The sequence below is a fragment of the Halorubrum salinum genome, from assembly GCF_024494575.1.
In the GTDB taxonomy this organism is placed as follows: domain Archaea; phylum Halobacteriota; class Halobacteria; order Halobacteriales; family Haloferacaceae; genus Halorubrum; species Halorubrum salinum.
Window position 1 is genome coordinate 992,291 of record NZ_JANHDO010000001.1, and the last position, 12,635, is coordinate 1,004,925.

The window sequence follows — 12,635 nt, forward strand, 5'->3', positions numbered from 1 at the left end:
CCGTTCCGTTGGGATCCAGTAAGTAGCTTGTCCCGCGCTACGCGGCTCGCGTCTCGCATCACCACGCGGCGCGCAACACGTCCTCGACCTCCTCGGGCGTGGCGTCGAGGCCGTCGGGGGCGCGGTCCATACACCAGTCGTCGACGACGTACTCGGCGACGGCCGGCAGGTCCGCCTCGCTCGTCTCCGGGAGGTCGCGAAGCCGCGAGGGGACGGCGAGGTCGTCGCGGACCGCGGCGACCGCCTCGACGACGCCCTCGGCGACCGCCTCGTCGGACCGCCCCTGGGCGTCGACGTTCAGTCCGGCCGCGAGCGCCCGTCGACTGCCGTCGACCTCCTCGAAGAGGTACGCGAGGACGTGGGGCGCGACGACGGCGTGGACGGCCCCCTGTTGGACGTCGTACCGGCGGGCGAACCCGTGACCGACCGCGTGGATCACGCTTATCTTGCGGTCGATCTGGACGAGCAGCGCGCCGACCACGGCGCGGTCCATCGCGGCTTCGGGGTCGAGATGAGCGCGATCGCCCGCGACGGCCGGCAGCGAGTCGGCGAGAAGCCGTAGGCCGTGGACCGCGGCCGCGTCGCTCACGGGCGTCGCGTCGGCGGCGTAGGGCGTCTCGATACCCTTGTCGAAGCCGTTCATCGCCGACCCCGCGAGCACCGACTCGGGGCTGGTCTCGAACAGCGCCGGGTCCGCTAAGTCCGCGATCGGCATCGGGGCGTCGCCGCTGACGGTGATCGGCTGCCCGGTCGGCGAGGCGTCGGCGGAGCGCACAACGAGCGACCCGCCGGTCGAGAGGTCGGCCCCCGCGAACGTCGTCGGGATCACGACGACCGGGAACGCGGGATCGGCGTCGAGCGCGAGCGGGCCGAGGTCTCCCGGCGACTCCTCCGCGGCCGCACGGATCCGGTCGAGGTCGCGGCCGTCCGCGGCGAGCATCGGGGCCTGACGCGCCGTGTCGAGGCTGCTCCCGCCGCCGACGGCGACGAGGACGTCCGCGCCCGCGGCCGCCCGCTCGTCGAGGAGCGCGTACGCGTCCTCGATCCGCTTGTCGGGGGTCGTGCCGTCGAAGACGCCGGCGAACCGGTCGCCGAGTCCCTCGCGGATCGGCTCCATGAGGTCGTCGTTCGCGCCCACGTTCGAGCCGCAGACGACGAGCGCGTCGTCGAGTCCCCGGTCGCCGAGGAACGCGCCGAGGTCCGCGGCGCGCCCGCGGCCGTACAGGATCTCACAGCCGTGATACCCGTGCTCGAACGAGTCCGCGATCGGTAGCATGGACGGTGGGTGGTCGGGCGTCGGCTTGTAGCTGTGGGAGTTCGATCGCCGGCGCGAGTCGGGGATCGGACGTGTCGGGAGCGGATCGGGCACCCCGGGACGGGCCCGCCGGTGGCGGTCGCGTCCGCCGCGTCCCAAAGAGCCAACCCGCTCGGGGCCGCACGCTTCGAGACAGCACCCCGCATGCACTCGTTTCCCCCGCTTCCGGACCTCACGGGTCCGAACGCGCCCGACGACCTCCTCGACGGCCACCTCTGGGTGCTCGAACTGATCGACGGGACGGGGCTCCGCTTCCGGATGGAGGAGTCGGGACTGCTCCGGTTCGGCGGTCCGGAGACGACGTACGCCGACGACGAGGACGTTCCGCTCGCGCTCCGCCCCGCGGTCCGTCACGTCCGCGAGGCGTTCGATCGGGAGGCGCTCCGGTCCGCGGCCGACGACCCCGCGAGCGTCACGTTCCTCGGCGTCGCGACCCACCGCCGCGGGACCGACTACGACTGGGGCCGCCTCCCGCCGTTCCTCGGGACCGACGTCCACTCGGCGGACGCGAACGCGTTCCGCCCCCCGGACGCCGTCGCGGCGATCTTCGACGGCGTGGGACTCACCGCCGTCAACGCCGTCGATCGCGAGGTTCGCGCCCGCGACTTCGACCCGACCGACTACCCGATCCCGCGATCGGCGTGGCGCGACGGTCGCGCGGCCGGCGTCGTGGTCCGAAACAAGCGCGGCGGGCGCGGGAAGCTCGCGAGCGTCGACCGTGACCACCGACCCGAGGAGACTCCCGCCGGTGACCTCGACGCCGACGCGCTCGCGGAGGCCCACGCGACGCCGGACCGGTTCGACCGCGTCGTCGCCGCGCTCGACGGTCGCGGCGACTCCGTGACCGTCGCCGACCTCGCGGACCGAACCGTCGAGTCGATCGCCCGCGAGACCACCGTCACCCTCGATGACGGGCGCAGCGCGGGCCCGGGGGCGTTTCGCGCCGCGGTCGTCGAGCGCGCGCGGGCGTACCTCGAGCGTCCCGACGGCAGACGAATCGACGGCGGCTGATCCGTCGCGAATCGACGGGGCGCTCTCACACGCCCGCGCGCGTGCGCCGGCTTTATAAGCTACCACTGACTAGCTCGGGTAAGTTCTATGTCAGAGCAGAGTGAGTACGGAGCCGGCCAGATCCAGGTCCTCGAAGGCCTCCAGGCCGTCCGTAAGCGTCCGGCGATGTACATCGGATCCACGGACGACCGCGGGTTACACCACCTCGTCTACGAAGTCGTCGACAACTCGATCGACGAAGCGCTCGCGGGCTACTGCGACGAGATCTCGGTCACTCTCCACGAGGACGGCTCCGTCAGCGTCGCCGACGACGGGCGGGGAATTCCCGTCGACACCCACGAGAAGTACGACCGCCCGGCGCTCGAAGTGATCATGACCGTCCTCCACGCCGGCGGCAAGTTCGACTCGAAGTCCTACCAGGTCTCCGGCGGTCTCCACGGCGTCGGCGTCAGCGTCGTCAACGCCCTCTCTGGGCGCCTGGAGGTCGAGGTGAAACGCGACGGCGGCGTCTACCGACACGCGTTCGAACGGGGCGAGCCCGTGGAGGGCGGCTTCGAGCGCGTCCGCGACATGGCACCGGACGAGGAGACGGGCACCGAGATCCGGTTCTGGCCCGACACGGAGATCTTCGAGACCACCGAGTTCGCCTTCTCGACGCTCGCGAGCCGCCTGCGCGAGCTCGCGTTCCTCAACTCCGGCGTCGCCGTCACCCTCTTCGACGAACGCGACGCCGAGGCGGTCGACGACGCCGGCGACGAGACCACCTTCGAGTACGAGGGGGGAATTCGGGAGTTCGTCTCGTACCTCAACGAGACGCGCACGCCGATCCACGACGAGGTGATCTACTTCGAGGACGAGGCCGAGGACATCCACGTCGAGGTCGCGATGCAGGCGACGGAGGAGCTACAGGGATCCGTCCACGCGTTCGCGAACAACATCAACACCCGCGAGGGCGGCACCCACCTCACCGGCTTCAAGACCGCCCTCACCCGGACCGTCAACGACTACGCCAACGAGCACGGGCTCGTCGACGACCTCGACGCGAACCTGAAGGGCGAAGACGTCCGCGAGGGGCTCACGGCGGTCATCTCGGTGAAACACCCCGACCCGCAGTTCGAGGGCCAGACGAAGACCAAGCTCGGCAACAGCGAGGTCCGCGGCATCGTCGAGTCCGCGACGCACGAGCAGCTCGGGACGTTCTTCGAGGAGAACCCCGACACGGCTCGCAAGGTCGTTCACAAGGCGGCAGAGGCCGCGAGAGCGCGCAAGGCGGCGAAGAAGGCCGAGGAGCTGACCCGGCGGAAGTCGGCGCTTGAGTCGACGGCGCTGCCCGGCAAGCTCGCCGACTGTCAGACCCGCGACCCCGAGGAGGCGGAGCTGTTCGTCGTCGAGGGCGACAGCGCCGGCGGGAGCGCCAAACAGGGCCGCAACCGCGAGAACCAGGCGATCCTCCCGCTCAAGGGGAAGATCCTCAACGTCGAGAAACACCGGCTCGACCGCATCCTAGAGAACGACGAGATCCGCGCGCTGATCACCGCGATCGGCGCGGGGATCGGCGAGGAGTTCGACATCGACGACGTCCGGTACAACAAGATAATCATCATGACGGACGCGGACGTCGACGGGGCGCACATCAGAACGCTCCTTTTGACCCTCCTCTACCGTCACATGAAGCCGCTCCTCGAAGCGGGCTACGTGTACGCGGCCCAGCCGCCGCTGTACCGCGTCCGCTACCGCGGCGAGACGTACGACGCGATGACCGAGGCGGAGCGCGACCGGATCGTCGAGGAGGAGTGCGACGGGAACCCGACGCAGGTCCAGCGGTTCAAGGGGCTCGGCGAGATGAACCCCGACCAGCTGTGGGACACGACGATGGACCCAGAGAACCGGCGGCTCAAGCGGATCAACGTCGACGACGCGGCCGCGGCAGACCGGATGTTCAACATCCTGATGGGTGACGCGGTCGAGCCGCGAAAGCAGTTCATCAAGGAGCACGCGACCGAGGCGGAGTGGGTGGACATATGAGCTCCGACGCTCCCGACGTCGATCCCGCGGACGTCCGCGCCGCGCAGGTGACGAACGCGCGCATCGAAGACGAGATGGAGCAGTCGTACATCGACTACGCGATGTCGGTCATCGCGGGCCGCGCGCTCCCCGACGTCCGCGACGGGCTCAAGCCCGTTCACCGCCGCATCCTGTTCGCGATGCACGAGGCGGGCGTGACGAGCAACTCCGCGCACCGCAAGTCCTCCTCCGTCGTCGGCGAGACGATGGGTGACTACCATCCGCACGGCGACAGCGCCATCTACGACACGCTCGCGCGGATGGCACAGGACTTCTCGATGCGGTACCCCTTGGTCGACGGGCAGGGGAACTTCGGCTCCGTCGACGGCGACCCGCCGGCGGCGATGCGCTACACGGAGGCGCGGATGTCGCCCATCGCCGAGGAGCTTCTGGCGGACATCGAGCGCGACACGGTCGATTTCACCGCCAACTACGACGACCGCTTGGAGGAACCGGAGGTGCTGCCGTCGGCGTTCCCGAACCTGCTCGTCAACGGCTCCTCGGGGATCGCGGTGGGGATGTCGACGAACATCCCGCCGCACAACCTCGGCGAGGTGATAGACGCCACGGTCGCGCTCATCGAGGACCCCGACTGCACCGTCGAGGACCTGATGGAGCACGTCAAGGGACCGGACTTCCCGACCGGCGCGAACATCGTCGGCCGGAACGCGGTCCACGAGGCGTACAAGACGGGTCGCGGTCGCGTCCGCGTCCGCGCCGAGTTCGAGGTCGACGAGGAGGGTCGGATCGTCATCTCGGAGCTTCCCTTCCAGCAGAACAAGTCTCGGCTCGTGGAGCGGATCGCCGAGGACGTGAACGAGGGCGCGATAGAGGGGATCCGCGACCTCCGCGACGAGTCCGACCGCGACGGGATCCGCGTCGTCGTCGACCTCAAGCGCGACGCGATGGCCGAGGTCGTCAAGAACCAACTGCTGGAGAGTCACCTCGAACGCACCTTCGGCGTCATCAACCTCGCCTTGGTCGACGGCTCGCCGCAGGTCTTAGACCTGAAGGAGACGCTCGAACACTACGTCGAGCACCGCCGCGACGTGATCCGGCGGCGCTCGGAGCACGAACTAGCGGAGCGGGAGGACCGCGCGCACATCCTCGAAGGGCGGCTGAAGGCGCTCGACAACGTCGACAGCGTGGTCGAGACCATTCAGGACTCCGACGACCGAGACGCCGCGAAGGCGGCGCTCGAAGCCGACTACGAGTTCAGCGAGGCGCAGGCCGAACACATCGTCCGGATGCAGCTCGGCTCGCTAACCTCGATGGAGACCCAAGAGATCGAATCGGAGTACGAGGACGTCGTCGCTCGGATCGAGCGGCTGGAGGCGATCCTCGCCGACCCGGACGAACTCGACCAGGTGATCGTCGACGAGCTAGCGGACATCAAAGCCGAGTACGACGACGAGCGTCGCACGAGCTTCATCGAGGACGTCGGCGACGTGACCCACGAGGACCTGATCCCCGAAGAGGAGTGCGTCGTCGTGATGAGCGAGGACGACTACATCAAGCGGATGTCACTCGACACCTTCCGCGCGCAAAACCGCGGCGGGAAAGGGATCATCGGCACGGGGCTGAAAGAGGGCGACCGCGTCTCCTCCGTGTTCGCCGCCAACTCTCACGACTACCTCCTCGTCTTCACCAACCGCGGACAGATCTACGAGCTGAAGACGTACGAGATCCCGGAGATGTCGCGAACCGCCCGCGGCAAGTCCGCGGTGAACCTCCTCGACCTCGACGGCGGCGAGGAGATCGAGGCGGTGGTGAACACCGACGACCTCGACGACGACGAGTTCCTCACGATGGTCACCCGCGACGGGTACATCAAGCGGACCGCAGTCGACGAGTTCGGGAACATCCGCTCGACCGGGATCCGTGCGATTCGACTGGAAGACGGCGACGAACTCGTCGACGTCGAAGTGACCGACGGCGATCGGGACATCGTCATCGGGAGTCGACACGGAATGGCGATCCGGTTCGACGAGGCCGACGCCCGCGCGATGGGCCGTACCGCTCGGGGCGTGATCGGGATCGACCTCCGCGAGGACGACGCCGTCGCCGGCGTCGCCGCGATCGACGAGGACCGGCACAACTGGGTGCTCACCGTGACCGAAAACGGCTACGGGAAGCGCTCGGACCTCGACGAGTATCGCCTGCAGTCCCGCAACGGCAAGGGGCTGATCGACATCAAAACCGGCGACCGAAACGGCGAGGTCGTCGCCATCGAGGCGGTCACCTACGGCGACCACCTGCTCGCGATGAGCGGCGAAGGCCAGATCATGCGAACCCGTGTCGAGGAGATCTCGACGGTGAGTCGCAACACGAAGGGCGTCATCGTGATGAACCTCGATCCGGACGACGAGGTCGCGTCCGTGGATATCGTCTCCGAAGCGGCGTACGCGGACGAGGTCGACGAGAACGCGGACACCGAGTGACGACGCGAGGCGCTCGGTAGCGAGTGTGCCGTCTACGACGCCTCTTCGACCGCCTCCGCGACCGCGTCGTAGTCTGGCTCTTGCCCCGAGTGATCGGCGAGCCAACGGTAGGTCACGACGCCGTCGGTGTCGATCACGAAGATGGCCCGTCGTGCGACGGTGTCGACGCCGTAGCGCTCGAACTCCTCGATCGCGTCGTACGCCTCGATCGCGCGGTGGTCGGGGTCGCCGACGAGCGCGAACGGCAGGTCGTACTGCACCCGGTAGGCTTCGAGCGCGTGCGGGAGGTCGGTACTCACCCCGAGGAGCGTGCAGCCGTCGCGGTCGAACTCGTCGCGGAACGCCTCCATCTCGTCGGTACAGGTGTTCGAGAAGGCGGCCGGGAAGAAGGCCAAGACGACCGGTTCGTCACCGAGGCGGTCGGTCAGTTCGAACGGTTCGATGTCGCCGTCTACGATCGAGGCGTCGAAATTCGGCGCGTCGTCACCGACATCTGTCATACCCTCCGATCGGCGGCGGGGCGTATCACCGTTTCGGCGGCGGCGAGCCGCCAGTGGTGACCGCGTCGTCCCGCTCCCCACGGATTCGCGTTTCGGGCCTCGGACCCATCGAGGCAAAAAGACTATAGTCGCCAGAGAGCTACGGCCGTGTAGAGATGGCAAGCGCGATACCACTGATCGGCGGCATTCCGGCGGGGCCGGAGCTCCTCATCATCCTGCTCGTCTTGGTCCTTCTGTTCGGGGCGAACAAGATTCCGAAGCTGGCACGGTCCACCGGACAGGCGATGGGCGAATTCAAGAAGGGGCGCGAAGAGGTCGAAGACGAACTGAAACAGATGCAGGGCGACGAGGAGGAGGCCGACTCGACTCTCGAAGACGACGACGAGGAGTTCGAGGACCTCGAAACCGAGAAAGAAACGAGCGCGTAGTTCCCCGCTTTCGACGCCGACCGATTACCGAACGCGGCGTTTTCTCCATACGATTCGGGCGCGTGGCCTAGCGGACAGGGCGAGAGGTTCCTAACCTCTCGATCGCGGGTTCGAATCCCGCCGTGCCCGCTCTTTCGCTTCGCTCAGTCGCGCGCACGGCTGACCCCCGCTCGCTCACTCCGTTCGCTCGCGGGGATCCCGCCGTGCCCGCTATCTGCGAACAGCGTGAGCAGTAGCGGGTCGAGTAATTCGAATCCCATCGGTCGCGCGCAGCGAGCACCGCACGCGGTTGTCCCGCGCGGAGTTATCCCACTCACAGACCGAGTTCGCGGCCGATCACGGCGCGTTGGATCTCGCTCGTTCCCCCGTCGATCTCCATCAGCTTCGCGTCGCGGTAGAACCGCTGAGGCGCGAAGTCGGTGGTGTACCCGTAGCCCCCGAGCGTCTGGACGGCCTCCTCTGCCACCTCTCGGGCGGCCTCGCTGGCGTCGAGCTTCGCGAGCGCCGATGCGCGAGTCACGTCGTCGGCGTCGTACCGCGTCGCCGCCCTGTGCGTGAGCAGCCGCGCGCGCTCCGTCTGTCGATGCATGTGGACCAGCTTGTCGCGGATCGCGTCGAACTTCGCGATCGGTTTTCCGAACTGCTCGCGCTCGCACGCGTATTCCTTCGCGGCCTCGTACGCCCCTTGCGCGAGACCCACGGAGAGCGCGGCGATAGAGATCCGGCCGCAGTCCATCGTTTTCATCGCCTGCGTCCGTCCCTCGCCCTCCTCGCCGAGCAGTCGGTCTGCGGGGAGGCGCACGTCGTCGAGGGTGACCTCACACGTCGGCGAGCAGTTGCACCCCATCTTCTCTACGGCCGCTGTCACTTCGAACCCGTCGTCGGAGTCGGGGTCGACGATGAACGTCGAGATGCCGTCGGAGCCGGCTTCGGGGTCCGTGACGGCCGTTACCAGCACCGAGTCAGCGACGTTCGCGTTCGTGATGAACCGCTTGGTGCCGTTGAGTACGTACTCGTCAGCGTCGGCGTCGTACTCGGCGGTCGTCTCGATACTCGACGCGTCGAAGCCGCTTCCGGGGTCGGTGAGCGCCCACGCGCCGAGCGCCTCGCCCGCGGCGAGCGGGCGGAGCCACTCCTGTTTCTGTGCGTCGGTACCGAACAGCTCGATCGGTTTCGCGCCGAGCGACGTATGCGCGGCGAACGACAGACCGATGCCGCCGGAGACGCGACCCAGCTCCTCGGTGACAACGGCGTACATGAGCTGGTCGCCGCCGAGTCCTCCGTGCTCCTCCGAGATCGGGATTCCCATCATATCGAGTTCGGCGAGGGTGTCGAACACCTCGGCGGGAAAGCGGCGGTCGTCTTCGACCGCTTGGGCGATAGGGCGGATCTCGGACTCGCAGAACTCCCGGACCGTGTCACGGATCATCCGGTGTTCCGCCGGCAACTCGAAGTCCATACGTGCGAATTGCTGGCATGAGGCATAAACAACACGAACGACCGTACCCGATCTCGGTAGGGTCGGCCGGCCGTCGCGAACGCTCCACGCGACGATGTTCGCGCGCGACGGTTAGTTTGCGTGTGACGACGCCCCCGCGTGACGACGCCACTTATCTGTCGTCGCCGCGTTCCGTTTCGGTATGGAACTCCGGCAGCTCGTTCGCGGTCGCGTCGACTGGCCCGACATCGAACGGGTCGTCCGCGAACTGGCGGACCGGTACGACCGCGACGAGATGCGAGTGCGCTTTCTCGACGCCGACAACTGGCTGTCGACGCCCATGGTCGTCGACGACGACCTGTTCGTGAAGGTGATCACGCGGCAGAACACGCTGGTTCACGCGCTTTTCACCACCGGACGGAACCTCGGGGCCTTCTCGGCGGGGACCGAGGGGTTCTTCGAGCGCCACGAGACTCCCTACGAGATGGCTCGCCACGAACTGGAGGCGACACGGAAGGTCCGCGACCTCGGCGTGAACGCCCCGGAACCCGTCGAAGCGTTCTCGGTGGGGGACCTCGGCGTGCTCGTGTTGGAGTACCTCCCCGAGTTTCGGCCCCTCGACGACCTCGGGAGCGAGACGGTCGCCGCGCTCGCGCCGGCGCTTTTCGACACCCTCCGAACGATCCACGACGCCGGGCTCGCACACGGTGACCTCCGTGCCGAGAACGTGCTCGTTCGCGACGGCGACCTCTACGTCATCGACGCGACGAACGTGAGCGGCGACGGCCGCGAGTCGGCGCGCTCGTACGACTTGGCCAGCGCGCTCGCCGCCCTCGAACCGCTCGTCGGTGCGTCCACGGCCGTTGACGCCGCGCTCACGAGGTACTCGACCGCGGAGCTGCTCGCCGCCCGACAGTTCCTCGATTTCGTCGCCATCCGCCCCGATCACGACTTCGACGCCGCGGCGCTGAACGGGGAACTCGAAAAGCGGGCGACTGCGACCGGTCCAAGCGGCGACGCGGCCGCCACGGGAGAGTAGTCCGACTTCGCGACGTCCAGTCGACACCCCACCGAGAGGTGAACTTTTACGCTCGCTCGCGAACGGTATACACATGGTAGACATCAACAAGCAGTACGTCGACGGCGAGTGGATCGCCGGCTCTGGCTCGCGGACCTTCGCGAGCGAGAACCCGGCGACCGGCGAGACGCTCGGCGAGTTCCGTCGGGGGACACCGGCCGACGTCGACCGCGCGGTCGAGGCGGCCGCCGACGCGTTCGGGCCGTGGCGTGAGCGCTCGCGGATCGACCGCGCCGAATACCTCTGGGACGTGTACCGCGAACTGCGCGAGCGGACGGACGAGCTCGGCGAGATCGTCACCAGAGAGTGCGGCAAGGAAATAAGCGAGGGGCGGGCCGACGTGGTCGAGGCCGCGCACATGGTCGAGTGGGCCGCGGGTGACGCCAGACACCCGAACGGCGACGTGGTCCCCTCCGAGATCGCTGCGAAGGACGCCTACATGCGGCGGAAGCCGCGCGGCGTCGTCGGCTGTATCACGCCGTGGAACTTCCCGGTCGCCATCCCCTTCTGGCACATGGCCGTCACGCTCGTCGAGGGCAACACGGTCGTGTTCAAGCCCGCCGAGCAGACGCCGCTGTGTGCCCAGATCATCGCGGAGATGTTCGAGGACGCCGGGCTCCCGGACGGCGTGTTCAACATGGTCCAGGGGTTCGGCGACGCCGGTGAGGCGATCGTCGAACACGACGCCGTATCGACGGTGCTTTTCACCGGCTCCGCGGAGGTCGGCCAGCAGATTCAAGACGCGCTCGGCGGCGTCCCCGGCAAGCGTGCCGCCTGCGAGATGGGCGGGAAGAACGCGGTCGTGATCACGGAGCACGCGGATCTCGACATCGCGGTCCACTCGGCGGTGATGTCGAGTTTCAAGACGACCGGCCAGCGCTGCGTCTCCGCGGAGCGGCTGATCGTCCACACCGACGTGTACGACGCGTTCAAAGAGCGGTTCATCGAGGTCGCGGAGTCGGTCGCCGTCGGTGACCCTCTCGATGAAGGGACGTTCATGGGGCCGCTCATCGAGCCCGAGCACCGCGAGACGGTCACCGCGTACAACGACCTCGCTCGCGAGGAGGGCGTGACCGTCCTCGTCGACCGGACCGACCTCGACGACGCGGCGATCCCCGAGGAGCACGAGGAGGGACACTGGGTCGGGCCGTTCGTCTACGAGGCGGACCCGGACGCCGACCTCAGGTGTACGAGCGAAGAGGTGTTCGGCCCCCACGTCGCGCTCCTCGAATACGAGGGCGGGATCGAGCGGGCAGTCGAGATCCAGAACGACACCGACTACGGTCTCGCCGGAGCGGTCATTTCGGAGGACTACCGCCAGATCAACTACTACAGAGACCACGCTGAGCTGGGGCTCGCGTACGGGAACCTCCCGTGTATCGGTGCGGAGGTACAGCTCCCGTTCGGCGGCGTGAAAAAATCCGGCAACGGGAACCCCTCCGCACGGGAGATAGTGGAGACGGTCACCGACCGGACCGCGTGGACGCTGAACAACGCGACGGATATCGAGATGGCACAGGGCCTCTCAGCGGACATCGAGACGACAGACGAGTAGGACGCTGCGACCGGCACCGCCCGGTCACGGACCGTCGCCGGCCGCGTGGCTCGGGGTCGCACGGAGGCGAACCCATTTCCGGCGGCCGTCGAACGGGCGGCATGGCACAGGCGCGCCTCCGTGTCGATCTCCCCGACGGCCCGTGGATCGGCGAAGTCTCCCGGGAGTTTCCTGGGGCGCAGATACAGGTACTGACAGCCACGCCCGGCGACGGTGCCGGGTTCGCGCTCGTGAAGGTCACCGCCGACGACCTCGACGAGGTTCTTGCGGCGGTCGAGTCACACGAGACGATCGAGGAGCTGTCGGTGATGTCGCGGAGCGACGGCGTCGCAACGGTGCAGATCGAAGCGCACGCGCCGCTCCTGATGGCCGCCGCGCGGCAGGCGGGCGTCCCGTCGAGATGCCGGTAGAGATAGCGAACGGGACGGCACGTATCGACGTCACCGCTCCCCACGAGCGCGTGGCCGAGTTCGGGCGTATGCTCCGCGGAGTCGATGCGAACTTCGACGTGGAGTACGTCCAACAGCGGCTGAACCCCGACGAGTTGCTCACGGACCGACAGCGCGAGATACTGCTCGAAGCCGTCGATCTGGGATACTACGAGGTTCCGCGGACGTGTACGCTGACCGAGGTGGCCGACCACGTGGGTATCCCGAAGTCGACCTGTAGTGAAGTCCTCCAGCGGGTCGAACGGACGGTCGTGCGGGAGTTCGTCGACGGCCTCCCGCGGACGCCGATCTCGTTCGACGCCGAGACGGCGCGAGACTCTTGATGCGGCTCGGTCCTCGTCTCCGACGATCCTCAG

General features: G+C 68.0%; 11 protein-coding genes and 1 tRNA gene. 9 read left to right on the forward strand and 3 right to left on the reverse strand.

Annotated features, from left to right (window positions below):
* Positions 1-58: 58 nt before the first annotated feature.
* Positions 59-1,276: an iron-containing alcohol dehydrogenase family protein gene (locus NO930_RS05365; protein WP_256402741.1), complete on the reverse strand. Its 1,218-nt coding sequence runs from the start codon at positions 1,274-1,276 to the stop codon at positions 59-61.
* Between the two features lie 183 nt (positions 1,277-1,459).
* Between NO930_RS05365 and NO930_RS05370 the strand changes: the two genes are divergently transcribed.
* The 3 genes from NO930_RS05370 to gyrA all read left to right on the forward strand — a co-directional run bounded on the left by NO930_RS05370 (position 1,460) and on the right by gyrA (position 6,831).
* Positions 1,460-2,326 carry a hypothetical protein gene (locus tag NO930_RS05370; RefSeq protein ID WP_256402742.1) on the forward strand — a complete coding sequence of 289 codons (867 nt, stop codon included), beginning with the start codon at positions 1,460-1,462 and terminating at the stop codon, positions 2,324-2,326.
* Between the two features lie 87 nt (positions 2,327-2,413).
* Complete coding sequence (gyrB, locus tag NO930_RS05375) at positions 2,414-4,351, forward strand: DNA topoisomerase (ATP-hydrolyzing) subunit B (protein ID WP_256402743.1); 1,938 nt, start codon at positions 2,414-2,416, stop codon at positions 4,349-4,351.
* Complete coding sequence (gene gyrA, locus NO930_RS05380; RefSeq protein ID WP_256402744.1) at positions 4,348-6,831, forward strand: DNA gyrase subunit A; 2,484 nt, start codon at positions 4,348-4,350, stop codon at positions 6,829-6,831. Before gyrB ends, gyrA begins: the two co-directional genes overlap by 4 nt.
* A 32-nt stretch (positions 6,832-6,863) precedes the next feature.
* Here the strand turns inward: gyrA and NO930_RS05385 are convergent, their stop codons facing one another.
* Entirely contained in the window at positions 6,864-7,331 is a 468-nt protein-coding gene (locus NO930_RS05385; protein ID WP_137783317.1) for a redoxin domain-containing protein, read from the reverse strand.
* Between the two features lie 155 nt (positions 7,332-7,486).
* On the opposite strand from NO930_RS05385, the gene NO930_RS05390 reads away from it, so the two are divergent.
* Together NO930_RS05390 and NO930_RS05395 are read left to right on the forward strand one after the other, a co-directional pair.
* Positions 7,487-7,759, forward strand: coding sequence for a Sec-independent protein translocase subunit TatA/TatB (locus NO930_RS05390; RefSeq protein WP_256402745.1), 273 nt, complete (start codon positions 7,487-7,489; stop codon positions 7,757-7,759).
* A gap of 56 nt (positions 7,760-7,815) precedes the next feature.
* Positions 7,816-7,888 (forward strand) — tRNA-Arg (locus NO930_RS05395).
* 184 nt (positions 7,889-8,072) lie between these two features.
* On the opposite strand, the gene NO930_RS05400 is transcribed toward NO930_RS05395, so the two are convergent.
* Positions 8,073-9,218: an acyl-CoA dehydrogenase family protein gene (locus NO930_RS05400; protein ID WP_256402746.1), complete on the reverse strand. Its 1,146-nt coding sequence runs from the start codon at positions 9,216-9,218 to the stop codon at positions 8,073-8,075.
* 181 nt (positions 9,219-9,399) lie between these two features.
* On the opposite strand from NO930_RS05400, the gene NO930_RS05405 reads away from it, so the two are divergent.
* The 4 genes from NO930_RS05405 to NO930_RS14075 all read left to right on the forward strand — a co-directional run bounded on the left by NO930_RS05405 (position 9,400) and on the right by NO930_RS14075 (position 12,602).
* Positions 9,400-10,236: an RIO1 family regulatory kinase/ATPase domain-containing protein gene (locus tag NO930_RS05405; RefSeq protein ID WP_256402747.1), complete on the forward strand. Its 837-nt coding sequence runs from the start codon at positions 9,400-9,402 to the stop codon at positions 10,234-10,236.
* Between the two features lie 73 nt (positions 10,237-10,309).
* Positions 10,310-11,830: an aldehyde dehydrogenase family protein gene (locus NO930_RS05410; RefSeq protein WP_256402748.1), complete on the forward strand. Its 1,521-nt coding sequence runs from the start codon at positions 10,310-10,312 to the stop codon at positions 11,828-11,830.
* A 101-nt stretch (positions 11,831-11,931) separates the two neighbouring features.
* The gene (locus NO930_RS14070; protein WP_321169337.1) at positions 11,932-12,240 is read left to right on the forward strand and encodes a hypothetical protein; all 309 of its coding nucleotides are present in this window, start codon (positions 11,932-11,934) and stop codon (positions 12,238-12,240) included.
* Positions 12,231-12,602 (forward strand): helix-turn-helix domain-containing protein, encoded by a 372-nt coding sequence (locus NO930_RS14075; RefSeq protein ID WP_321169338.1) that lies wholly within the window; start codon positions 12,231-12,233, stop codon positions 12,600-12,602. Before NO930_RS14070 ends, NO930_RS14075 begins: the two co-directional genes overlap by 10 nt.
* Positions 12,603-12,635: the final 33 nt, after the last annotated feature.

Bases quoted from the DNA above. Each gene is read 5' to 3' on its own strand.
- NO930_RS05390 (WP_256402745.1), top strand. From the start codon at position 7,487: ATGGCAAGCGCGATACCACTGATCGGCGGCATTCCGGCGGGGCCGGAG.
- gyrB (WP_256402743.1), top strand. From the start codon at position 2,414: ATGTCAGAGCAGAGTGAGTACGGAGCCGGCCAGATCCAGGTCCTCGAA.
- NO930_RS05365 (WP_256402741.1), bottom strand. From the start codon at position 1,276: ATGCTACCGATCGCGGACTCGTTCGAGCACGGGTATCACGGCTGTGAG.
- NO930_RS05400 (WP_256402746.1), bottom strand. From the start codon at position 9,218: ATGGACTTCGAGTTGCCGGCGGAACACCGGATGATCCGTGACACGGTC.
- NO930_RS14075 (WP_321169338.1), top strand. From the start codon at position 12,231: ATGCCGGTAGAGATAGCGAACGGGACGGCACGTATCGACGTCACCGCT.
- NO930_RS05410 (WP_256402748.1), top strand. From the start codon at position 10,310: ATGGTAGACATCAACAAGCAGTACGTCGACGGCGAGTGGATCGCCGGC.
- NO930_RS05385 (WP_137783317.1), bottom strand. From the start codon at position 7,331: ATGACAGATGTCGGTGACGACGCGCCGAATTTCGACGCCTCGATCGTA.
- NO930_RS05370 (WP_256402742.1), top strand. From the start codon at position 1,460: ATGCACTCGTTTCCCCCGCTTCCGGACCTCACGGGTCCGAACGCGCCC.
- NO930_RS05405 (WP_256402747.1), top strand. From the start codon at position 9,400: ATGGAACTCCGGCAGCTCGTTCGCGGTCGCGTCGACTGGCCCGACATC.
- gyrA (WP_256402744.1), top strand. From the start codon at position 4,348: ATGAGCTCCGACGCTCCCGACGTCGATCCCGCGGACGTCCGCGCCGCG.
- NO930_RS14070 (WP_321169337.1), top strand. From the start codon at position 11,932: ATGGCACAGGCGCGCCTCCGTGTCGATCTCCCCGACGGCCCGTGGATC.